This is a genomic window from Xanthomonas sp. PPL134, assembly GCF_040595915.1.
Lineage (GTDB): Bacteria > Pseudomonadota > Gammaproteobacteria > Xanthomonadales > Xanthomonadaceae > Xanthomonas_A > Xanthomonas_A indica.
The window spans coordinates 271,575-294,605 of sequence record NZ_JAMDLL010000003.1 but is presented as its reverse complement, the minus strand read 5'-3'; the positions used below and the strand labels follow the sequence as shown (position 1 = coordinate 294,605).

General features: G+C 68.6%; 15 protein-coding genes. 9 read left to right on the top strand and 6 right to left on the bottom strand.

Translation table 11 applies throughout. The features are described 5' to 3' along the window. Positions 1-24: 24 nt before the first annotated feature. Positions 25-2,367 (top strand): TonB-dependent receptor, encoded by a 2,343-nt coding sequence (locus tag M3U25_RS09130; RefSeq protein ID WP_355498576.1) that lies wholly within the window; start codon positions 25-27, stop codon positions 2,365-2,367. Between the two features lie 70 nt (positions 2,368-2,437). Next, the gene (locus M3U25_RS09125) at positions 2,438-4,606 is read left to right on the top strand and encodes a phosphocholine-specific phospholipase C (RefSeq protein WP_355498135.1); all 2,169 of its coding nucleotides are present in this window, start codon (positions 2,438-2,440) and stop codon (positions 4,604-4,606) included. Between the two features lie 114 nt (positions 4,607-4,720). Here the strand turns inward: M3U25_RS09125 and M3U25_RS09120 are convergent, their stop codons facing one another. Next, positions 4,721-5,662, bottom strand: a complete 942-nt coding sequence (locus tag M3U25_RS09120) for an alpha/beta hydrolase (RefSeq protein WP_355498579.1) — start codon at positions 5,660-5,662, stop codon at positions 4,721-4,723. Positions 5,663-5,980: 318 nt separating this feature from the next. After that, complete coding sequence (bla, locus tag M3U25_RS09115) at positions 5,981-6,889, bottom strand: class A beta-lactamase (RefSeq protein WP_355498138.1); 909 nt, start codon at positions 6,887-6,889, stop codon at positions 5,981-5,983. Between the two features lie 98 nt (positions 6,890-6,987). Between bla and ampR the strand changes: the two genes are divergently transcribed. Both ampR and M3U25_RS09105 read left to right on the top strand, forming a co-directional pair. Beyond that, positions 6,988-7,866: a LysR family transcriptional regulator AmpR gene (gene ampR, locus M3U25_RS09110; RefSeq protein WP_355498141.1), complete on the top strand. Its 879-nt coding sequence runs from the start codon at positions 6,988-6,990 to the stop codon at positions 7,864-7,866. A gap of 207 nt (positions 7,867-8,073) precedes the next feature. Beyond that, the gene (locus tag M3U25_RS09105) at positions 8,074-8,364 is read left to right on the top strand and encodes a hypothetical protein (RefSeq protein ID WP_355498144.1); all 291 of its coding nucleotides are present in this window, start codon (positions 8,074-8,076) and stop codon (positions 8,362-8,364) included. Positions 8,365-8,803: 439 nt separating this feature from the next. On the opposite strand, the gene M3U25_RS09100 is transcribed toward M3U25_RS09105, so the two are convergent. From M3U25_RS09100 to M3U25_RS09090, 3 genes are all read right to left on the bottom strand, one after another. Then, complete coding sequence (locus M3U25_RS09100) at positions 8,804-9,097, bottom strand: YcxB family protein (protein WP_355498147.1); 294 nt, start codon at positions 9,095-9,097, stop codon at positions 8,804-8,806. A 6-nt stretch (positions 9,098-9,103) separates the two neighbouring features. Continuing rightward, a complete protein-coding gene (locus tag M3U25_RS09095) occupies positions 9,104-9,319 on the bottom strand; it encodes a hypothetical protein (protein ID WP_355498150.1) in 216 nt (71 codons plus the stop codon). A 94-nt stretch (positions 9,320-9,413) separates the two neighbouring features. After that, on the bottom strand, positions 9,414-11,273 hold the full coding sequence (locus M3U25_RS09090) for an ABC-F family ATP-binding cassette domain-containing protein (RefSeq protein ID WP_242080618.1): 1,860 nt from the start codon (positions 11,271-11,273) through the stop codon (positions 9,414-9,416). A gap of 253 nt (positions 11,274-11,526) precedes the next feature. On the opposite strand from M3U25_RS09090, the gene M3U25_RS09085 reads away from it, so the two are divergent. The 5 genes from M3U25_RS09085 (at position 11,527) to M3U25_RS09065 (ending at position 21,019) form a co-directional block, all read left to right on the top strand. After that, complete coding sequence (locus tag M3U25_RS09085) at positions 11,527-13,917, top strand: TonB-dependent receptor (RefSeq protein WP_355498155.1); 2,391 nt, start codon at positions 11,527-11,529, stop codon at positions 13,915-13,917. 202 nt (positions 13,918-14,119) lie between these two features. Beyond that, a complete protein-coding gene (locus tag M3U25_RS09080; protein ID WP_355498158.1) occupies positions 14,120-16,501 on the top strand; it encodes a TonB-dependent receptor in 2,382 nt (793 codons plus the stop codon). 885 nt (positions 16,502-17,386) lie between these two features. Further along, positions 17,387-19,771 carry a TonB-dependent receptor gene (locus M3U25_RS09075; protein ID WP_355498161.1) on the top strand — a complete coding sequence of 795 codons (2,385 nt, stop codon included), beginning with the start codon at positions 17,387-17,389 and terminating at the stop codon, positions 19,769-19,771. A 157-nt stretch (positions 19,772-19,928) separates the two neighbouring features. Next, on the top strand, positions 19,929-20,213 hold the full coding sequence (locus M3U25_RS09070; protein ID WP_355498164.1) for a hypothetical protein: 285 nt from the start codon (positions 19,929-19,931) through the stop codon (positions 20,211-20,213). A 374-nt stretch (positions 20,214-20,587) separates the two neighbouring features. Further along, positions 20,588-21,019 carry a hypothetical protein gene (locus tag M3U25_RS09065; protein WP_355498167.1) on the top strand — a complete coding sequence of 144 codons (432 nt, stop codon included), beginning with the start codon at positions 20,588-20,590 and terminating at the stop codon, positions 21,017-21,019. On the opposite strand, the gene M3U25_RS09060 is transcribed toward M3U25_RS09065, so the two are convergent. Next, positions 21,009-22,523 carry an MASE1 domain-containing protein gene (locus M3U25_RS09060; RefSeq protein WP_355498170.1) on the bottom strand — a complete coding sequence of 505 codons (1,515 nt, stop codon included), beginning with the start codon at positions 22,521-22,523 and terminating at the stop codon, positions 21,009-21,011. The two genes, M3U25_RS09065 and M3U25_RS09060, sit on opposite strands and share 11 nt — an antisense overlap. Positions 22,524-23,031: the final 508 nt, after the last annotated feature.

The window sequence follows — 23,031 nt, the reverse complement described above, 5'->3', positions numbered from 1 at the left end:
GCCCCAACCCTGCTGGCCCTGGCGCTGGCCGCCAGCATCGCCTCCGCCCACGCCGCCGAGGCCGCCAACGCAGCGGAGCCCGCCGCGCCTGCCGACGGCAGCGACCGGGTCTCGACCCTGGACCAGGTGCAGGTGCTCGGCCAGGCCACCACCTACGCCAAGATCAACGTCAGCAAGGAGGCGCTGGACCGCCAGTTCGCGATGAGCAGCGTCAACGACGCGCTCAACGAACTGCCCGGCGTGATCGCCACCGAGGCCGACGCGTTCGGCTCCTCCGACTGGGGCACGCAGATCAGCATGCGCGGCTTCGTCACCAACCGCGACGACCAGCAGATCGGCACCACCATCGACGGCGTGCCCAACGGCGGCTCGGCCTACGGTGGCGGCTCCAAGGCCAACCGCTTCATCGACACGCTGGACCTGGAGACGGTGGAGGTCAGCCAGGGCACCGCCGACATCGCCTCGCGCTCCAACGAAGCGCTGGGCGGCACCCTCAACTTCCTCACCAGCGAACCGCTGGACCAGCAGCGCGTGCGCATGGCCTTCGGCATCGGCGACAACCAGGCGCGCAAGTACTACGCGCGCTACGACAGCGGCGACCTCGGCGGCACCCGCGCCTGGGTCAGCGGTTCGCATGCCAGCAACGACGACTGGATCGACGGCAGCGGCCACACCACCCGCGACCACCTGGCCGGCAAGTTCGTCAGCGGCCTCGGCGCATGGACGCTCAGCGGCTACCTGTCCTACGACGATGCCAACGAATCCGAATACAGCAGCGTCACCCCGGCGCAGTTCGCCACCGATCCGGACCACGACCTGCTCACCGGCAAGCTCACCGGCATCCCCTACTACGACCAGAACTACCGCTCCGGCTCGCGCGCGCTGCGCAAGAACACCTTCGGCTACTTGCGCGGCCTGTTCGACGGCGGCAACGGCTTCAAGGCCACCCTGACCGGCTACGCGCACCGCATGAAGGGCCGTGGCGACTGGATTCCGCCGTACCTGGTCGACGTCACCAACGACGGCGCGGGCCAGCCCGAGTCCGAATACACCGGCGGCCATACCGTGTACGGCGGCAGCGCGCTGGGCAAGCTCTACTTCGTCACCCCGGGCGGCGCGGCCGCGAGCATGCTGCCGGGCTGCGCCGACACCGCGACCCTGCCCGCCGAGTCCAACCCGGCCTGCTATCCGGCCGGCTCGCTGCCGGTGCAGTCCTACCGCCACAGCCACTACGACAACCAGCGCGGCGGCGTCACCGCCGACGTGAAATGGGCGCAGGACTTTGGTGGACTGCACAACACCGTGCGCGGCGGCATGTGGCTGGAACGCTACGACCGCAGCGTCACCCGCGACTGGCACCGCCTGCTCGACGTCGGCACCAACATCGCCTTCGATCACGTGCCGTACTGGGTGCAGTTCAAGGACGACTACCGCACCGACGAGCAGATGTACTACGCCGAGGACATGATGCGCTACGGCGACTTCGCCTGGCGCGTGGGCGTCAAGCAGTTCTTCGTCGACCAGACCCGCGACCGCCGCATCGGCGACGCGGCGCACATCGAATCGGATTCGCACTCCGATCCACTGTTCTCCGCCGGCCTGACCTGGACCACGCCGCTCAAGGGCGTGGAGGCCTTTGCCGGTTTCTCGCAGAACTTCGCCGCGATCCCCTCCGGCGTGCTCGGCGAGACCGATCCGCTGGTGCTGAGCAAGGTCAAGCCGGAAACCGCCGACAACATCGAGGTGGGCCTGCGCATGAGCCGCTGGCCGCTGACCGGCAGCATCACCCTGTACGACATCCGATTCGACAACCGCATCGTCTACGTGCCGGCCAACTTCGTCACCGGCATCGACTACCTGGGCGAGACCGACGGCGTCTACGAGAACTTCGGCGGCGTGCACGCGCGCGGCGTTGAACTGGCGCTGGGCTACGCCTGGGACAACGGCTGGCGGCTCAACGGCGCCTACACCTACAACAAGGCGACCTACCTGGGCAGCGGCAACGCCGCGCGCGACCAGGCGCTGGAGATCGCGCCGGGCTCGCAGGTGATCGGCCAGCCGCGCCAGACCCTGGTGCTGTCGGCCGACTGGCAGGGAGAGCGCTGGCACGGCGGCCTGTCCGGCCGCTACCTCGGCCGGCGTTACCTGGATGCGGCCAACAGCGCGGCGCTGGATGCGGTGACCACCTTCGACGCCAATCTCGGCATCGCCCTGGGCGGGCTGTCGCCGCAGTTGCAGCAGGCCAGGCTGGACCTGGTGATCAGCAACCTCACCGACAAGCGCTACCTCAACGGCGTGGACGGCAGCGACAGCGCCTTCATCGCGCCGCCGCGCACCGTCGGCCTGACCTTCACGGTCGACCTGTAACCGGCGCCGTGGCAGTCTCGCGGCGGCGGCCGCTCCCGGCCGCCGCCGCGTTGCGTTTTCCCGGACCACCATGACCGACCAGACCCGCCGCCGGCTGCTCCGCGCCGGCCTCACCGCCAGCGCCGCCGCCCTGTTGCCGCCAAGCATCGCCCGCGCCGCGGCGATCGCCCCGGACGTGCGCAGCGGCACCCTCGACGACCTGCAGCACGTGGTGATCCTGATGCAGGAGAACCGCGCCTTCGACCATTACTTCGGCAGCCTGCCCGGCGTGCGCGGCTTCGGCGACCGCTTCCCGATCCCGGCACCGACGCTGCCCGGCATCGCCCCGCGCACGGTCTGGCTGCAACCCAGCGCCGACGGCAGCCGCCAGTTGGCGCCGTTCCCGCTGCGCACCGCGCACAATTTCGCGACCATGCGCGTGCAAGGCACGCCGCACACCTGGCCGAACGCGCAGCAGGCCTGGGACCACGGCCGCATGGGCCAGTGGCCGGCGGCCAAGCGCGACCACGCGCTGGCCTATTACGAACGCGACGACCTGCCGTTCCAGTTCGCCCTGGCCGAGGCGTTCACCGTGTGCGATGCCTACCATTGCGCGATCCAGGCCGGCACCAATCCGAACCGCGTGTTCCTGTGGACCGGGCAGAACGATCCGCACGCCCGCGCCGGCGGCCCGGTCATCGCCAACTCACACGACAACTTCCCGGAACTGGGCGGCGACCCGGACGACTACCGCTGGCCAAGCTATGTCGAGGCGCTGCAGCAGGCCGGCGTGTCCTGGCAGATCTACCAGGACATGGCCGACAACTTCACCGACAACCCGCTGGCCGGCTTCGCGCCGTTCCGCGCGGCCTGGCGCGGTGCGCCCGGGCACGATCCGCAACTGCGCGCACGCGGCGTCTCCAGCCGCAGCCTGGCCCAGTTGCGCGAAGATGTATTGGCGGCGCGGCTGCCGTCGGTGAGCTTCATCATCGCCGACGCCGCCGGCAGCGAGCATCCCGATCCGTCCAGCCCGGCGCAGGGCGCGGCCTACACCGCGCGCGTGCTCGACGCGCTGACCGCCGACCCCAAGGTGTGGGCGCGCACCGCGCTGCTGCTGATGTTCGACGAGAACGACGGCTTCTTCGACCACGTGCCGCCACCGGCGCCGCCTTCGCCCGACCCGTCTGCGGCCGGCGGCCGGGCCGGCGCTTCCAGCGTCGACACCGACGGCGAATACCACCTGCACCCGGCGCCGGGCGACGCCAAGGCCGACCCGCCGGAACTGCGCGGGCGTCCCTACGGCCTCGGCCCGCGCGTGCCGCTGTATGTGATCTCGCCGTGGAGCCGCGGCGGCTGGGTGGATTCGCAGGTCTACGACCACACCTCGGTGCTGCGCCTGCTGGAGCGCCGCTTCGGCGTCGCCGCCAGCGGCGTAAGCGAGTGGCGCCGCGCGGTCTGCGGCGATCTGCTCGACGCCTTCGATTTCCGCCAGGCCGATACCCGCCCGTTCGTCGCCGACCTGCCCGACGTGCGCGCGGCGGCAGCGCGTGCCGCCGCATTGCGCGAGCACGCACTGCCGCCGCTGCCAGCGCAGGTGCAGGCGCCGCGCCAGGCGTTCGGCGTGCGCCGCGCGCGTGCCCTGCCGTATCGGCCGACGGTGCAGTTGCAGTACGGACGCGAACGCGGCGAGGTACAACTGCACATGGCCAACACCGGGGCGGCGGCGGTGCTGCACGTCTACGACCGCTACGACCTGGCCGCACTCCCGCGCCGCTACACGGTGGGCGCCGGCGCGACGCTGGACGGCACCTGGACCACCTACGACGGCGACTACGATCTGTGGCTGCTCGGCCCCAACGGCTTCCATCGCCACTACCGCGGTGACCTGAGCGCTCCGCTGCTGCAGGCCGACATCACCCAGGACCCGGACGATGCGCAGGCGCTGTGCCTGCTGTTGCGCAATCCTGGGACCGCGCCACTCAGCGTGTCGCTTGAACCGGCCGCCTACGCACAGGTACAACCCCGCCAACGCGTGACGCTGGCACCGGGCACCGAGCAGCGCATGCGCTGGAACGCCAGGCCGAGCGGCGGCTGGTACGACCTGTGGCTGGTCCAGGACAACGCCCGCCAGCGCCTGGCCGGGCGCGCGGAAAACGGCAAGCCCGGCATCAGCGATCCGGCGATGGGCGGACCGGCGCGGCTGTATCAGGAGCCCGCCGGAGGCGGGCGGGATTGGGGAGTCGGGAGTGGGGATTCGTGACAACGTCCGGGATTGGGGATTAGGGATTTGGGATTCGTGAAAGCGCAATCCGCGCGCCGACACGCTTTTGCCAATCCCGAATCCCCAATCCCGGCTGTTACGAATCCCGAATCCCTAATCCCGGCTCTTTAGCACCCCGATCGTCCGCAGCCAGGTCTCCACCAGCTGCGGCCACTGTGCGATCGGCAGAGTCTCGGCGCGCAGGCCGAAGGCATGGCCGCCCTTGGCGTAGATATGCATTTCCGTCGGCACGTCGGCGTGGTTGAGCGCGACGAAGTACGCCAGTACCTGCGAGATGCCGTCCACATCATCGTCCTGGGCCTGCAGCAGGAAGGTCGGCGGGGTGTCGGCGACGACGCGGATGTCCGGACGCAAGGCCAGATCGGTGAAATCGCGGGTGTCGGCATCCTCGTCCTCGTGCACCCACAGATGGCCCGGATACACGGCGATGGCGAAGTCCGGGCGGCAGCTGACGCGATCGGCGGCATCCACCAGCGGATAGGTGCGCTGGGCGAAGTGCGTGCTCACCGCGGCCACCAGGTGGCCGCCGGCGGAAAAGCCCATCACCCCGATCTTGTGCGGGTCCACGCCCCAGGTGGCGGCCTGCTGGCGCACCAGGCCCAGCGTGCGCTGGGCGTCCTGCAGCGCGGTCTGGACCTTGGGGTAGTAGCGATGGCCATCGACCCAGGTCGGTCCCGAGTTCGGCACGCGGTACTTCAACAGCACGCAGGTGATGCCGCGCGCGGTCAGCCAGTCGCAGATCTCCGTGCCCTCCAGGTCCATCGCCAGCATCTGGTAGCCGCCGCCGGGAAACACCACCACCGCGGCGCCGGTGTTGTGGCCCTGCGCGGGGTACACGGTCATGGTCGGCCGGCTGACGTCGTGGATGGCCGGCCACCACGGCTTGCCCGGACCGGGTCCGGCCGATTCCGGCTTCGGATGCGGCAAGGCATCCGGCACCGCGCCGGGCCAGATCGGCACCTGCACGTGGCCCGGCGTGGGCTCCCACACCCGCGCCTGCGCGGCGTGGGCAAACAGACCGAGGGCGATGGCCAAGGAACAGCACACGAATCGACGCATGGGACGCTCCGAACAGGATGGGGAATGGATGGGACCGCACGCGCAGGGCGCACGGCCGCGGCGGCTGTGGCCGTTGGGTGCAGCGAAGGCGATCGCGCGCGGCATCGGCACGATGGCGCCGCCAGTGATGGCCAGCGGCGTCCGGCAGGAATGGCTGTTGTCCCCGTTTGTGGGATCAGCCGCGACGGACCTTCCCGGTAAAGCCCGTCGCGGCTGAAGCCGCTCCTACGGAAGAGCGACCTGCATCCGGCGCGATTGCGGCGAACGCAGGCGATACAGCGCGCGCAATGCCGCCTAGCCGGTACGCAGCGGCTGCGCAGGCAGCGACGCCACCACCGCCTGCGCCACCGCTTTCAGCGCCGCATCGCGCGCGGCGCTGTCGACGGTCGCGCCGTTGAGATACGCGGTGAGCAACAGCGGCGTGGCCCGCCCCGGCGCCCACACGATGGCGATGTCGTTGCGGGTATCGGTGCCGTTGCTGCCGGTCTTGTCGCCGATCCGCCAATCCGCCGGCAGGCCGGCGCGCAAGCAGTCATTGCCGGTGCGGTTGTCGCGCATCCAGGCGATCAGGCGCTGCCGCGACGCGGGCTGCAGTGCCTCGCCGAGCAGCAGGGTGCGCATCGTCGCGGCCATCGCCGCCGGCGTGGTGGTGTCGCGCGGATCGCCGGCGACGACGTCGTTCATGCTTGGCTCGTTGCGGTCCAGGCGGGTCTGCGCGTCGCCCAGCGCACGCAGGAAGCGGGTCACGCCAGGCGGGTCGCCGACCAGCGGCAACAGCAGGTTGGCGGCGGTGTTGTCGCTGTAGATCATCGCCGCCTGGCAGAGCTCGGCCACACTGAGCGTGCGGCCGACATGGCGCTCGGACACCGGCGCATACGCCAGCAGATCCGCCTTGCGCACCGGCAGGCGCCGCTCCAGGGCCAGTTCGCCGCGATCAACCCGCTGCAGCACCGCCCCCGCCAATAGAAATTTGAAGGTACTGCACAGCGGGAAGCGCTCGTCCTGGCGCTGTCCGCCGAGCGTCGCGCCGCTGCCGTCGAGCAGGCTCACGCCGAGCCGGCCGCCACTGCGGCGCTCGATCTCGGCCAGCCGCTGCTGCAGCGTTTGCGCTGGGTTTTGCACCGTTTTCGCCTGTACCGCAGCCACCGCCAGCAGGCTCGCGCCCATGCCCACGCCCTGCAGGAACCGTCGTCTCGTCAGCATCGTCCACCTCCGTCGGGAGCCAGGATGATGTCCGCATTGACCCGCCCCCACCAGCGAGGTTATTCAATCGCACCCATGAGCCGAATTGATACCTGGCGATGACCCGCCCGCACCTGCCGCTGAACGCCCTGCGCGCCTTCGAGGCCGCGGCGCGGCACCAGAACCTGACCCGTGCCGCCGCCGAGCTGTGCGTGACCCAGGCCGCGCTGAGCCACCAGATCAAGCACCTGGAGGCGCGCCTGGGCGTGGTCCTGTTCCAGCGTCTGCCGCGCGGCGTGGCCCTGACCGACGAGGGCCTGCGCCTGCATCCGGTGCTGACCGAGGCCTTCGACCGCATCGCCGGGACGCTGCAGCGCTTCGCCGGCGGCCGCTACCGCGAGACCCTGAGCGTGGGCGTGGTCGGCACCTTCGCGGTCGGATGGCTGCTGCCGCGGCTCGACGCCTTCCATGCCGCGCATCCGGATATCGAACTGCGCGTGTACACCCACAACAACCGCGTCGACCTGGCCGGCGAAGGCCTGGACCTGGCGATCCGCTTCGGCGACGGCGACTGGCAGGGTCAGCACGCCACGCCGATCCTGGATGCGCCATTCGCGCCGGTGTGCGCGCCAGCGCTGGCGCCGCTGCTGCGCACGCCCGCCGACCTTGCCAGGACTACGCTGCTGCGCTCCTACCGGCAGGACGAATGGCCGCGCTGGCTGCAGGCCGCCGGCGCGCCCGAGGTGCAGGCGGGCGGCCCGATCTGCGACGCCTCGCTGACCCTGGCCAGCATCGCCGCGGCCGGCCACGGCGTGGCCCTGCTGCCACTGCGGCTGTTCGCCCAGGACCTGGACGCCGGGCGCCTGGTCTGTCCGTTCGCCACCCGGATCGACCTGGGCCGATACTGGCTGACCCGGCTGCGCTCGCGCGCGGAAAGCGACGCCGGGCGACGCCTGCGCGAATGGTTGCTGGCCGAGCAGGCGCTGCGCCCGGATTGAGCGGCGCCGCCAGCGCTGCACGCGCGCCCCCAGCCCACTCGCCGCCCATCCGGCACGTGCTTTGCTAGTCCTACCAGCAAGGTCTGACAGCAATGTGAAGAATTTGTGCACTGCCGCTTGGCGGCCGTCCAGGCCCGAAATATGATCCTCGTCGCAGTGACAATGTGCGCCGGGGATGGCGCTCACCGTTCAGGGGGAAACATGCTGATGAACCGTGTTGTCCTGACCGCCCGTCCGGGCCTGGTCTCGCGTGACGTCGTGCTGGCAGCCGCATTGAGCTGCCTGTGTGTCCTGCATCTGGCCTACTTTCTGCGTGGCGGCGCCAGCGAGTGGCATTGGGCGCTCAGCGCCGCGGGCCTGGCGCTGATGGCGCTCAAGGCCGGCCTGCGGCCGACGCCGACCGCCCGCCCCTCGCTGCAAAGCCTGCGCTCGCGCATGCCGCTGGACTGGGCCGCGATCGCCGGCGGCCTGCTGGTCGTGGCCAGCGCCGCCGCCTGAGCGTTACAGATCGGCGCTCTCGCGCTCTGGCCTCGCCTGGAGACGCGTCAAGAAGCGATTGAAGCCCCTCTCCCACCCGGAGAGGGGTTGGGGTGAGGGTAGGCCGGCACGCACGGCCGGCTGCTCCGACTCCCTAGGTTCCCGCACCCTCATCCGACCATTAGGGGCACCTTCTCCCGCGGGAAGAAGGAACCACTGGCAATGTCTGACACATGAGCCAACACCTCCACTGCTGATCGAATTACTAGAAGCCGAGTTGCGCCTCTCCACGCGCGACCATCGCCCTTCCGGGTAGAGCTTTCCGCTGGCTGGGGGGGGTGAGACGTCGGGGCTGAAGCCCCTCCCACAGGGGTCCCGCTCGCGCTCCCGCCGTGCCTGAACCAGGCACGGACATCCACATCTCATGCATATCCCGCGCAGGCCGCAAGCGCGGCGCCTGCTATACGCTGCGCCTGCCGGTTCCGGTCCCCACCCGCGCCGCCAGCCGCCGGAACGCATCGCGCTGCGCGGCATCGGCGAACCAGGAGGTCGGCACCACGTCGAACGCGCGCGCATCGTGGTACAGCAGCAACACCTGCGGACTCTCGCGATAGCGGACGTAATCGCGCCAGCGGCGGCGCACCTCGCCGTTCGGCCAGGTAATGCGGATGCCCGCCTCGTCCCATGCATAGGTGTAGCGATGCTGCAGCTGCTCCTGCTGCGCATAGAGGAACAACAGCTTGCTCGGCAACACCCAGCCTTACCACAGCCCCAGCCAGATCGGGCCACCGCAGCCAACCCCGAGCAGCAGCGTGCCCAGCATGCTCGCCAAGGACCCGGGCGCGGTAAACAACAGCAGCCCCAAGCCGAGCACGAACGCAACACCCACCACGATCAGCGCGCGGCGCAAGCGATATCGATAATGCAGACGCTGCGCGGCGCGGTAATCGTCCAGGCGGATGTTGCCGCTGATCATCGTCGTCTCTCCCTGAGGGCGTGACCGACGCGGGCCGGGAGTAAGGGACGCACAGCCGGACGTGGGGCACGCCTGGCCGCCGCAGCGCAACGCCTCAGGCGCCGTCGATCAATTCCATCCACGTCTGCTCGGCCTGGGCCAGGTCGCGCGCGGCGGCCTCGCGCTCGCGGCCCAGCACCGCCATCTTCTCCGCATCGGCGTAGTGCTTGGGATCGGCGAGCTGGCGGTCGAGCTCGGCCAGGGTCGCTTCCAGTTCGCCCACGCGCTTCTCGGCGGCGGCCAGCTTGTGCGGGTTCGGCGGCTTCTTCGCCGGCAGCGGCTTGACCGGCGGCGGCGGGGTCGGCGCGGCCTCGGCCAGCTTCTGCTTGGTGCCCTGCGCGGCCGGCCGCGTGCGCAGCCACGCGGCGTAGGCGTCGAGGTCGCCGTCGAACGGCTCCACCACGCCGTCGGCCACGCGCCAGAACGTGTCGCAGACCAGGCCGATCAGGTGGCGGTCGTGCGAGACCATCACGATCGCGCCCTCGAAATCGCTCAAGGCTTCGGCCAGCGCCTCGCGCATCTCCAGGTCGAGGTGGTTGGTCGGTTCGTCGAGCAGCAGCACGTTGGGCTGCTGCCAGGCGATCAGCGCCAGCGCCAGGCGCGCGCGCTCGCCACCGGAGAAGCCATCGACCGGCTCGAACGCGCGGTCGCCGGGGAAATTCCACTTGCCGAGGAAATCGCGGAACGCCTGGTTGCTGGCCTCCTTGTCGATCTCGCGCATGTGGTCCATCGGCGACTGCCCTTCGTGCAGCGACTCCACCGTGTGCTGGGCGAAGTAGCCGATGCGCAGGTCCGGATGCGCCATGCGCTCGCCGGCGATCGGCGGCAGTTCGCCGACCAGGGTCTTGACCAGAGTGGTCTTGCCGGCGCCGTTGGGGCCGAGCAGGCCGATGCGCTGGCCGGCCTCCAGGCCGAAGCCGACGTTGTGCAGAATCACCGCGTCCGCGCCGTAGCCGGCCTCGGCGTGGTTGAGGCGGATCAGCGAGAACGGCAGCTTGGCCGGCGGCGCCAGCTCGATGCGGAACTCGCGCTCAGCGCGCACCGCCTCGGTGCCGGCCAGCTTCTCCAGGCGCTTCATCCGGCTCTGCGCCTGCGCCGCCTTGGACGCCTTGGCCTTGAAGCGGTCGATGAAGCTCTGCAGGTGGGCGCGCTCGGCCTGCTCCTTCTCGTGCGCGATCTGCTGCTGGCGCAACTGCTCGGCGCGCTGGCGCTCGAAATCGGTGTAGCCGCCGGTGTACAGCTTGGCGCCGCCGTTGTGCAGATGCAGGGTGTGGGTGGCGACGTTGTCGAGGAACTCGCGGTCGTGCGAGATCAGCAGCAGCGTGCCCGGATACTTCAGCAGCCACTGCTCCAGCCAGTACACCGCGTCCAGGTCGAGGTGGTTGGTCGGCTCGTCGAGCAGCAGCAGGTCGCTGGGCATCATCAGCGCGCGCGCCAGGTTCAGGCGCACGCGCCAGCCGCCGGAGAACGAGGACACCGCGCGCTGGTGGGTCTCGGCCGGGAAGCCGAGGCCGTGCAGCAGCTTGCCGGCGCGCGCCTCGGCATCGTAGGCGCCCATCTCGGCCATCTTGGTGTGCGCCGCGGCAACCGCCTCCCAGTCCTCGCGCGCGGTCGCCTCGGCCTCTTCGGCCAGCACCGCGGCCACCGCGGTGTCGCCGCCGAGCACGAAGCTCAGCGCCGGGTCCGGCAGCGACGGGGTCTCCTGGGCGACGCTGGCGATGCGCACCTTGCCGGGCAGGTCGACGTCGCCCTTGTCGGCCTCCAGTTCGCCCTTCACCGCCGCGAACAGGCTGGACTTGCCGGCCCCGTTGCGGCCGACCACGCCCACCCGGTAACCGGCATGCAGGGTGAGGTCGACATTGGACAGCAACAGCCGCTCGCCGCGGCGCAAGGCGAAATTACGTAGGGAAATCAAGGCAGGGCACTCGGCTAGCGAGGCGGAAGTGTAGCCGCTTCGCCCGCGGCGGCCCACCCGCGAGGCCACCCGGCGCGGTCCGGGGCCGCCTCCGGGGCGCCGCAAAAATCCGACCCAGGTCCATTTTTGTATACGCGTCGGCGTGAAAAACGGATTTCAATCCGATGGCACGCGCTGCACTGCAGCATTCACCCGCCCCCACCGGAAATCGCCAGACCCACGCCAATCCCCCAGCCACTGGAGTCTCCGCCCGATGACGCAACGCCGCCTCCCCCTCGTCAGTGCCGTCCTGCTCGCGCTCGCCTCCGCCAACAGCCTCGCCCAGTCCCAGCAGGCACCGACCACGCTGGACAACATCATCGTCACCGGCACCCGCATCGCCGACCGCACGGTGGCCGAATCGCAATCGCCGATCGACATCATCGCGCCCGAGGCGCTGCAGGCCACCGGTGCCAGCGACCTCGCCAGCGCGCTCGGCAAGCTGTTGCCGTCGCTGAACTTCCCGCGCCCGGCGATCAACGACGGCAACGACGCGCTGCGCCCGGCGACCCTGCGCGGCCTGTCGCCGGATGCGGTGCTGGTGCTGCTGGACGGCAAGCGCTACCACACCACCTCGCTGGTCAACTACAACCCCTCGGTCGGCCGCGGTTCGGCGCCCGCCGACCTCAACTCGATCCCGATGTCGGCGATCGCGCGCATCGAAGTGCTGCGCGACGGCGCTTCGGCGCAATACGGTTCCGACGCCATCGCCGGTGTCATCAACATCGTGCTCAAGCACGGCGCCAAGGCCGGCAGCAACAGCGTCGCGGTCAACGGCGGCATCATGGACAAGGGTGACGGCGCGCAGAACGGCATCGACGGCTCCTACGGCCTGGCCTTCGGCGGCGCGCCGGACGGCGAGGCGCCGGGCTGGGTGCGGGTGTCGTGGAACTACCAGAACGCGATGAACACCAATCGGGCCGAGAACACCGACAAGGCCACCACCCTCGCCGGCGCCGCCAACCCCAGCGGCGTTCCCTACCAGCGCTACGGCGACCCGGCGGTCAAGACCTACCAGGGGCTGGTCAATTTCGGCTACGCGCTCACCCCGCACGTCGACCTGTACGGCTATGCCACCTTCAGCCGCCGCGAGGTGCTGTCCAACGGCTACTACCGCGCCTGGGACAACAGCGACCGCAACGTGCAGGCGGTCTATCCCAACGGCTACCTGCCGCAGATCTACAACCCGTCCAACGACCGCGCCGCCGTGCTCGGCGTCAAGGGCAGCACCGACAACGGCTGGACCTGGGACGTCTCCGCCGACTACGGCAAGAACGACGTCACCTTCGACCTGCGCAACACCATCAACACCAACCTGTACTGGAGCACCGGCGCCTCGCCGACCCGCTTCAACGCCGGCGGCTTCCGCAACGAGCAGAACGCGCTCAACGCCGACTTCAGCAAGTCCCTGGACTGGGGCCTGGCCTACCCGGTGAACCTGGCCTTCGGCGCCGAGTACCGGCAGGACAAGTACGCCGTGGTGGCCGGCTCGCCCACCTCGATCTACTTCGACCCGAACGCCATCAACCCCGAGACCGGCGCGCCCTACCCCGGCGGCTCGCAGGTGTTTCCCGGCCTGTCGCCTTCGGTGGCCGGGCGGTTCCAGCGCCACAGCAAGGCGGTGTACGCCGACCTGGAAGCGGACCTGAGCGAGCGCCTGTCCGGCGGCGTGGCCGCACGCTACGAGGACTACAGCGATGCCGGCACCACCCGCTCGGGCAAGCTGTCGGCGCGCTACCAACTCAACGACGCCTTCGCCGTCCGCGGTACGCTCTCCAACGGCTTCCGCGCGCCCTCGCTGGCGCAACAGAACTACGCCTCGGTGGTGACCCTGCCGGTGGACGGCGTGCTCAGCCAGATCGGCACCTACCGCACCTCCGACCCGGTGGCCATCGCGCTCGGCGCCAAGCCGCTGTCCCCGGAGAAATCCACCAACTACAGCGTCGGCGTGGTCTGGCAGCCCGGCGGCGGCTTCAACGCCACCCTGGACCTGTACCAGATCCGCATCTGGGACCAGATCCTGTATTCGGACCAGATCTCGCTGGCCGAACCGATCGGCCAGGTCAGCGCCGCGCAGTTCTTCGTCAACGGCGCCACCACCCGCACCCGCGGCGTGGACTGGGTGAACAACTACCTGCTCGACCTCGACCGCGCCGGCACCCTCAACCTCAGTTTCAGCGCCAACTACAACAAGATCGAGATCCTGGAGATCTCCGATCCGAACTTCGGCCGCGCCAGCCAGGGCCTGCTGACCGACGCCACCCCGCGCACCAAGTACGTGCTCAGCGGCGACTGGACCCTGGCCGGCTGGACCCTGCACGGCGACGCCACCCGCTACGGCGCCATCACCCGCCGTGGCGACGAGGCCGACGGCAGCCAGGACCAGGCCTTCGCCGCGCGCTGGCTGCTCAACCTGTCCACCAGCTACGCCTGGCACGACCTCACCTTCACCGTCGGCGCCGACAACGTCACCAACCAGTACCCGACCCGGACCGCCCTCAACAACATCTACGACGACCGCCCCAACGGCCTGCAGTACTCGCCGCTATCGCCGTTCGGCTTCAACGGGCGCTACTGGTATGGGCGGGTGAGCTACCGCTTCTGAGACAGCCAGGGAACGCGGCATGGCTGCAGGGGCGCGGCCATGCTCCGGCGCGGGCGACTTAGAACGTAAAGGAATAAGAACATGCGCTTGCATCCTGCGACGCAGCACGCATGTTAAAAAATAATAAGACGCCCCTTGGGACGCGGCCCGCCATGCCAGCCGCCGCGCCCCGCCTGCCGTTTCGGCACCTGCTGGAGTTTTCATGAACCGTCCGTTGTCGCTGCTGGCGAGCGCCGTGCTCGCCGCCCTCGCCGCTCCCTCCGCCTTCGCCCAAACCGCCGACGCGCCCAGCACGCTGGACACGGTGATCGTCACCGGCACCCGCGTCAGCGACCGCACCGTCGCCGAGTCGCAATCGCCGATCGACATCATCACCCCCGAGGCGCTGCAGGCCACCGGCACCTCGGAACTGGCGACCGCGCTGTCGCGCGCGCTGCCCTCGCTGAACTTCCCGCGCCCGGCGCTGACCGACGGTACCAGCGGCATCCGCCCGGCGCAGTTGCGCGGGCTCTCGCCCGACCAGGTGCTGGTGCTGGTCAACGGCAAGCGCCGCCACACCTCGGCGATGATCAACGTCAACGGCACCATCGGCCGCGGCGCCTCGGCGGTGGATCTCAACGCGATCCCGATCGCCGCGATCGAGCGGGTGGAAGTGCTGCGCGACGGCGCCTCGGCGCAGTACGGCTCCGACGCCATCGCCGGCGTGGTCAACATCGTGCTCAAGGGCGCCGGCGAAGGCGGCAGCCTGGCGGTGGAGCACGGCCAGTATTCGGCCGGCGACGGCGCCAAGTCGCAACTCTCCGGCGATGCCGGGGTCGGCTTCGGCGACGGCCGCGGCACCCTGCACGTGGCCGGGCAGATCAGCCAGCAGGACGCCACCAACCGCGCCGGCCCGTACCAGGGCACCGCGCCGAACACCGGCAACTATCCCGGCATCGGCCAGACCACCTTCGTCTACGGCGATCCCAAGGTCGACGCCACCGCGGTCTCGGCCAACGGCGAGTTCCGCTTCAGCGACCACCTCACCGGCTATGCCACCGCGATCGCCAGCAACCGCGACATCACCTCGTTCGCGTTCTACCGCTCGCGCAACCACAGCGGCCAGACCGCGCTGCTGGCCCAGGTGTATCCCGACGGCTACGTGCCGCAGATCGAGCAGTACTCCAAGGACCGCTCGCTGGTCGCCGGGCTGAAGGGCAGCACCGCCGGCGGCTTCGCCTGGGACATCAGCTACAACTACGGCTACAACAAGGTCGATTTCCACACCGCCAACAGCATCAACTACAGCCTCGGCGCGGAGAGCCCGCGGCGCTTCTACGACGGCGCGCTGGAGTACACCCAGAACGCGGTCAACGCCGACTTCACCCAGCCGCTGGAGTGGGGCCTGGCCTATCCGGTGACGCTGTCCTTCGGCGCCGAATACCGCCAGGAGAAGTGGAACCAGTCGCCGGGCGAGCCGGCCTCGTACACCGGCACCACCGGCGGTGCGCAGGGCTTTGCCGGTTTCGCGCCGCTCAACGCGGTGCATTCGGACCGCCACAACTACGCGGTGTACGCGGGCCTGGAGGCCGACCTCACCGACAAGTTCTCCGCCGGCCTCACCGGCCGCTACGAGGACTACTCGGACTTCGGCAGCAAGACCTCCGGCAAGCTGTCGGCGCGCTATGCGTTCACCGACAAGGTGGCGCTGCGCGGCACCGTCGCCAGCGGCTTCCGCGCGCCGTCGCTGGCGCAGCAGCAGTACCAGGCGGTGACCAGCAGCTACATCAACGGCAGCTTCTTCGAATCCGGCACCTTCCCGGTGAACAGCGCCGTGGCCCAGGCGCTGGGCGCCGCGCCGCTGAAGGCCGAGACCTCGCTGTCCTACAGCCTGGGCCTGGTGCTGCAGCCGGTCGAGCGCCTGTACCTGACCGTGGACGCGTACCAGATCGAGATCGACGACCGCATCCTGCTGTCGTCCAATCTCAACGATGCGGCGGTGCTGGCGCAATTGCGCCAGCTCGGCTACAGCAATGTCACCAGCGTGCGCTACTTCAGCAACGCCGCCGACACCCGCACCCGCGGCGTCGACGTGGTCGGCACCTACAGCATCCCGTTCGCGGCCAGCACGCTGGACCTCACCGCCAGCTACGGCTACAGCAAGACCGACATCACCCATGCGGTGACCCAGCCGCAGGCGCTGGCCGCGATCGGCTCGACCCAGACCACGCTAGGCCGCGACGAGATCGGCCGCCTGGAGGACAGCTATCCGAAGGACAAGCTGATCCTCAGCGGCACCTGGAAGCTGCCGAAGTGGGACCTGAGCCTGGCCGCCACCCGCTACGGCGAATTCACCGTGCGCAATTCGGCCACCGCCGCGCGCGACCAGACCTACGGCGCGGACTGGGTGGTCGACGCCTCGGCCAGCTTCAAGCCCAGCACCAACTGGACGCTGACGCTGGGCGCGGACAACGTGTTCGACCAGTACCCGGACAAGACCGCCAACCTGATCAACTCGACCTACGGCATGCTCCCGTACAGCAACTACTCGCCGTACGGCTTCAACGGCGCCTACGTGTACGGGCGGATCAATTACCGCTGGTGATCGCGGCCCGGGCGTGGATGGCGCCTACGTTATGCGGCATGACGACGGCCCGGGTTTCCGGGCCGTTGTTTTTGGGGCGGGGATTGGGGATTGGGGCCGGGATTGGGGATTCGGGATTCGGGATTCGGGATTCGGGATCGGCAATTTATCGGTTGCGACGTGTTCGCCTGCCTAGGCTTTTGTGGGAGCGGCTTCAGCCGCGACGCGATCGCGCATGGGTCGCGGCTGAAGCCGCTCCTACGAAACGCGAACGTACCAAACGCGAACGACGTTGCCGCACGGCATCTCCCCTGGCTCAACCCAGCGACAACCGCTGGAGATGGTGACTTCGCCACCACCGTCGCCTGCGTGCCTCTCCATCGCGTCATCAAGGCACGAGACGAACGCACCGCACGCGCCGGCCTGCCTCCGCAGCATACGCGGTGACACCCGTAGGAGCGGCTTCAGCCGCGACGCTTCATCGATAGCGCGTCGAAGCGGACGATGTTGCTGAAACGACCAGCCGCGCGCTGGCGACCACCTATGGCAACGCCGCCGCGGTCAATCCACAGGATGACGCCCGCGGTCACGTGGCCCGCAACTCACGGCCGCGCAGCCCGCAGCGTCACGCAGGATGCGCACACGATCCCGCGCAGGCACGGCGCAGGCACCGCGCCGTCGCGCGTGCCCGGCCATTTTGTCTACAACTCCGGCAAATCCGCGGATCTGCGCTGCCGCAATGCCTGCAGCGGTGGTTGCAATTGCAACCGCAGCATCGTGTTTAACGGAATATTGACTCCGCTGACATCAACCGGTAATCCCTAGCGGGCGTCGCCGCATCCGCCAGGGGACAAGGGGAGCGCGCATGCAGCGACGCACTCCCCCACTACTGGAGCCGCCTCCCCCATGACGCGCACGCTCACTCCGCTCGCACACGCCGTCGCCCTGTGCGTGGCCACGTCCGCCGTTTCCGTCCACGCGCAGACCACCGGCAACGCGCAAACGCTGGACACCGTCATCGTCACCGGCACCCGCGTGGCCGACCGCACCGTGGCCGAATCGGCCTCGCCGATCGACATCATCGCGCCGGAAACGCTGCAGTCCACCGGCACCACCGAACTGGCGACCGCGCTGTCGCGCGCGGTGCCCTCGCTGAACTTCCCGCGCCCGGCGATCACCGACGGCTCGGACGCGGTGCGCCCGGCGCAATTGCGTGGGCTCTCGCCGGACCAGGTGCTGGTGCTGGTCAACGGCAAGCGCTACCACACCACCGCCCTGGTCAACCTCAACGGCGCGCAGGGCCGCGGCTCGTCGCCGGCCGATCTCAACACCATTCCCATCGCCGCGGTCGAACGCATCGAAGTGCTGCGCGACGGCGCCTCGGCGCAATACGGCTCCGACGCCATCGCCGGCGTCATCAACATCGTGCTCAAGGGCAGCGGCAGCGGCGGCAGCCTGGCCGCGCGCTACGGCAAGTACAGCGCCGGCGACGGCGAGCAGTACCAGCTCTCCGGCGATGCCGGGCTCACCTTCGCCGAGACCGGCAGCGTGCACTTCGCTGCGCAGGCCGGCCACCAGGACCAGACCGACCGCGCCACGCCGTACCAGGGCCAGGTACAGCAGCGCTACGGCGACCCCGACGTCGACCAGGGTGCGTTCTCCTACAACGGCCAGTACAGCCCGGCCGACTACATCACCTTCTATTCCTACGCGATGCTCAGCCGCCGCGAAGTGCTGTCCAACGGCTACTTCCGCTGGTCCGGCGACAACCGCAACCGCCCGGAGATCTACCCGGACGGTTTCCTGCCGCAGATCTACAACGTCAGCAAGGACGTGTCCTGGGTCGGTGGGGTCAAGTCCAGCACCGCCGGCGGCCTGGCCATCGACCTGAGCTACAACTACGGCCGCAACGATCTGAGTTTCGACGTGCGCCACAGCCTCAACAACAGCCTGGGCCTGGCCAGCCCCACCGAGTTCTATGCCGGCGCGCTGCAGGTCACCCAGAACGTGCTCAACGCCGACTTCAGCAAATCGCTGGAGGTCGGCCTGGCCTACCCGCTCACGCTGGCCTTCGGCTCCGAATGGCGCGGCGAGAAGTTCAACGAATCGCCGGGCGCGCCGGCGTCCTACGTCAACGGCGGCATCCCCTCGGCCAACGGCACCCTGCTGCCGGGCGCGCAGGTGTTCGCCGGCTTCAAGCCCAGCGACTCCGGCCACTACGACCGCAACAGCTATTCGGCCTACCTCGACCTGGAAGGCGACATCACCGACAAGTTCTCCGCCGGCCTGGCCGGACGCTACGAGAACTACAGCGACTTCGGCGACACCGCCACCGGCAAGCTGTCGCTGCGCTATGCCTTCAGCCCCAAGGTCGCGCTGCGCGCCACCGTCTCCACCGGCTTCCGCGCGCCCTCGCTGCAGCAGCAGTACTTCCAGTCGGTCGCCACCAACTTCATCAACGTCGCCCAGCCCGACGGCAGCATCGCCGCCACGCCGTTCGAGATCGGCACCTTCCGCACCGACAACCCGGCGGCGATCGCGCTCGGCGCCGAACCGCTGAAGGCCGAGAAGTCCAAGAACTACGGCCTGGGCCTGGTGCTGCAGCCGGTGGACGCGCTGTACATCACCCTCGACGCCTACCGCATCGACATCGACGACCGCATCGTGCTCTCGGAGAACCTCACCTCCACGGCCGTGCGCAATTACCTGCAGGGCAACGGCTACGCCGGCATCGGCGGCGGCCGCTATTTCACCAACGCCATCGATACCAAGACCCAGGGCGTGGACGCGATCGGCACCTACAAGCTGGCGCTGCCCGCCAGCAGCCTCGATCTGACCGCCGGCTACAACTACAACAAGACCGACATCGAGAAGATTGCCGGCAACCCGGCGGTGCTGGAAGCGATCGACCCGACCGCGGTGCGCATCGGCCGTGCCGAGATCGGCCGCATCACCCGCGGCTCGCCGCGCGACAAGTTTTTCCTGAGCAGCGTGTGGTCGCCCGGCGCCTGGGCCTTCACCGCCACCGCCACGCGCTGGGGCGAGTTCACCGACTTCGGCACCACGCCCGCGGCCGATCAGACCTATGCGGCCAAGTGGACGCTGGACCTGTCGGCCGCCTACACCCTGGGTCGGTGGCGCGTGACTGTCGGCGGCGACAACGTGCTCAACGAGTACCCCGACCGCTCGCGCGCCGGTGCCGGCACCCGCACCTACCTGCCGTACAGCACCTCCTCGCCGTTCGGCTTCAATGGCGCCTTCGCCTACGCCAACGTCAACTACAGTTGGTAAAGCGCAGGCGGCGGCGGTGCCCCGGCACCGCCGCCGTCTTTGTCGTGGCAACGCCGCGACCGCACGCGCGCGCCGGTGGCGTGCGATGGCATGCGGCAGCACGGCCGCGCAACAGGATTGGACTACGTGCCAAACGCGGTGGCGATACGGATTTGGCATGACGCATGCGCGCCCGACCTGCCAGATGCCGTTCGGCCGCGCATCGCGCTCCGACCATCGCCATTCTTATCGCGTTTTACAGCGCGGCCTCGACCTGATCACGGCGGCGGCGACGCACATGCGTCAAACATTCGTCGCGCGATGGAAATGCATCGGTGAATACGTGGCAGCCGTTTGCTTGCATCCAATGATCGCGATGTCCGACACAGGACCGCCGCGCCGCACTCGCAAAACGCCGGGCGACACAATGCGTTTTTCCCGCGACGCAGTGCGCGGACGATAGACAGCGCCATTCGATCCAAGCCACCGTCAGCGAAGACCCGCACGTATTTAGGTGCGCATCCAATGCGACCGGCCACGCTCGGCCACCACGCCGCGCAGGGATGGCCGCTTATGGCATGGAAACTGCACCAAGCACGGCGCCCGACACCCCGGCGACGCCGGACCGGTCACGCGATGCTGCGATGACCTGGGGCCATACCTGAGCAAGCCGATGCGGCCCACTTTTTTGGGAATCATTTCCCAGAATATAAAAGTGATACACATCACAAGTATGAATCGCTTGATTATTTGTCAACAGTGGCCTGTTGCGATTCGCGTAATGTGGAATCGCCTGAACGGCAGGCAAAAAAACCCCATCAGGGGAAGGACGTAATTATGTGGAAGACCTCTAAACTCGCGACGCTTTCGGGCATCGTGCTCTGCTCTGCGCTGGTGTCCAATGCCTATGCGCAAAGCTGCTGTCCGGGCGGTGGTGTCGGCACGCCGATCGCCATTCGTGGCCTTGGCGAAAGCGCCCCGGCGGCGACCAATCTGTCCAGCAACCCGTCGGCACGCATCTACCAGTTCGAGCGTAACGGCGTGACCTATCTGCAGATCAACGACACCACCGGCCAGGTGCGTGGCGCGATCGGCCGCGTCGGCGACACAGCATGGGTGACGCCGATGGGCAAGGACGTGGATCGGGTGAGCACCGTCGACACCTTCGACAGCAGCCACGGCACCGTGGTCTACGACGCGCGTTACTTCACCGTGCAGCTGGCCAGCGGCGCCGACGGCGACGTCTGGACCGTGACCATCAAGAAGTAACGGTCCTTTCCAGCGGCTCGGAGATCAGAAAACTGATCTTCTGCTCATGGCGGCGCCGGCAGGTGCCGTCATGAGCCTTCAACCGGCTGGCCAACTCCCAGTCCATCTCGTCGGCGTTGTGAGGCTTGCGCCCAGCACCCGGCATCGCCGCATCGGCTTCCACCGTCACCACCACGCCGCGCTTGCCACGGGCCGACCAGACCCGCGCCGTGATCGTGTGCCGGCCCGCATCGGGCAGGATTTGCATGGCATTGAGTACGCAGCGATACGCCGCCAGTTGCAGCCCGATCGACAGCCGCCGCGAATCTCCGTGCAGGCGCGCCTCGACCTCGGTATCGCAGGCATTGGCGAAGGCGATGGAATTCAGCGCGCCATACAGGCCATGGGTTTCGATATCCAGCGGATACAGTGCGGCGACGTAGTCGTCCAGCAGCTGCGCCTGGATCACCCCGGTGCGGTTCATTTCCATCGCCGCCGCGTAGTGGCCGTGCTGCTTCAGCGTGGTGGCGATGTCGCGGCGCAGCTTGTTGATATGCACGTGGATGTCGGTGTACTCGATCACCCGGTTGCGCAGGGTACGCTCGGCCGACATGTAGCTGGCCTGGGCGACCTGCAGCGCCTCCCTTTCGGCAAAGCCGAAGCGTTGCACCTGGTCGAAGGCGACGGACAGCTTGGCGCCGAGTGAGGCAAGCGCGGTGACGGCAAATGCGATCAACAACTGCACCTGCAAGGTGTCCGCGTCGTAGGCACCGGCATAGTTGGTCTTCGGCAGGGACATGGCCACCGCAAAATTGGCCATCACCACACCGATGGCAGCGCCCCGCCAGGCATGCTTGAACGTCAGCCAGACGGCAGGCGTGATCATGAGCACCAGGAGGAACTGGCGCAGGACGCCCTCGACCTGCATCGCGATGCCGAACAGGACGCCCATCAGCAGCGCGGCGATGCCGGCGCTGTGCAGCACCGCCCGTCGCGTACCTGCGTCCCCCTCTGCTCGCCTGACCCACAGCAGTGCGGGAAAGACGAACATGACGATACCCAGATAGAAACCGATCCAGAACTTCAGCGTGTTTTCCAGGTTGATGTAGGCGGCAGGTCCACCGAGCAGCCAGTTGGCGCCCTTGTTGACCAGCACGGCCCACAACGCCGCACACAGGCAGATCAGCGGCAGCCAACTCTGCTCGACCCGGAAATCGGGAAGGTTACGCCGGACCGCCCAGGGCAGCAGCGAGAAGGCCGGCATCAACAGCAAGGAACTGCCATACACCCAGACCGGATTTGCGCCCTCCGCATCGATCATCGGCACACGCATGCTCAGCAGCGCCGCCGCGTCTCCCAGAAAAACGTAGGGCCAAAGCCGATACGGGAGAAACAGCAGTGCTGCCGTGCGCAGTCCGATCGGCAGGAACCATTGATCCAGAGAGCAGTGCCACACGGCCAGGTAGGCCGCGCAGTACAAAGCACTCAGAAGGATTCCGCTCGCGAAGGTCTTCAGTCTAGCCATGCCACCCTGTCCTGGCAGGACACCAATGGCGCAAACATACACCAGGGAATGGGCCGAAACAGTAGACAGTTAACGTCCAACATTGGGTGTAATGCCTTTCCTGACAGGGAGTTGCGTGCGACACCCGATCCCTGCGACCTCCATCCCAATCACGCTGTCGGGGAGTGGCCGTCAGGGCCACGGTGGAGGACCGACGCCGGTACCGACTGCGCAACGATCGGCGCCGCGCCGCCCGCTTCGACCATACCTGACCGAACGGATCGGTCGCGTGCCGGGACGGGCGGATCCACTTCCTCCGAGCCAGCCTCACCTGATCCGATCAGGACACGGCCGGCCAAGCCTGGCTGCGCACGGAGCGCTGGCCGGGCTCTTCCTGTCGCGCCACTGCGTTCCGCGGCCGAGGACGCAGAGGCGCGCGCCCAGTACCTGCAGCCACTGTTGTCACGCCATGCCTGCTACAGCGATTTGCCGACAAAAGCCCCGATCGGCGACACTCGACGCCTACTTG

Excerpts from the sequence above, each read along its gene's own strand:
- bla (WP_355498138.1), bottom strand. The coding sequence starts at position 6,889 with ATGCTGACGAGACGACGGTTCCTGCAGGGCGTGGGCATGGGCGCGAGC.
- ampR (WP_355498141.1), top strand. The coding sequence starts at position 6,988 with ATGACCCGCCCGCACCTGCCGCTGAACGCCCTGCGCGCCTTCGAGGCC.
- M3U25_RS09125 (WP_355498135.1), top strand. The coding sequence starts at position 2,438 with ATGACCGACCAGACCCGCCGCCGGCTGCTCCGCGCCGGCCTCACCGCC.
- M3U25_RS09085 (WP_355498155.1), top strand. The coding sequence starts at position 11,527 with ATGACGCAACGCCGCCTCCCCCTCGTCAGTGCCGTCCTGCTCGCGCTC.
- M3U25_RS09065 (WP_355498167.1), top strand. The coding sequence starts at position 20,588 with ATGTGGAAGACCTCTAAACTCGCGACGCTTTCGGGCATCGTGCTCTGC.
- M3U25_RS09105 (WP_355498144.1), top strand. The coding sequence starts at position 8,074 with ATGAACCGTGTTGTCCTGACCGCCCGTCCGGGCCTGGTCTCGCGTGAC.
- M3U25_RS09095 (WP_355498150.1), bottom strand. The coding sequence starts at position 9,319 with ATGATCAGCGGCAACATCCGCCTGGACGATTACCGCGCCGCGCAGCGT.
- M3U25_RS09060 (WP_355498170.1), bottom strand. The coding sequence starts at position 22,523 with ATGGCTAGACTGAAGACCTTCGCGAGCGGAATCCTTCTGAGTGCTTTG.
- M3U25_RS09075 (WP_355498161.1), top strand. The coding sequence starts at position 17,387 with ATGACGCGCACGCTCACTCCGCTCGCACACGCCGTCGCCCTGTGCGTG.
- M3U25_RS09070 (WP_355498164.1), top strand. The coding sequence starts at position 19,929 with ATGACGCATGCGCGCCCGACCTGCCAGATGCCGTTCGGCCGCGCATCG.
- M3U25_RS09080 (WP_355498158.1), top strand. The coding sequence starts at position 14,120 with ATGAACCGTCCGTTGTCGCTGCTGGCGAGCGCCGTGCTCGCCGCCCTC.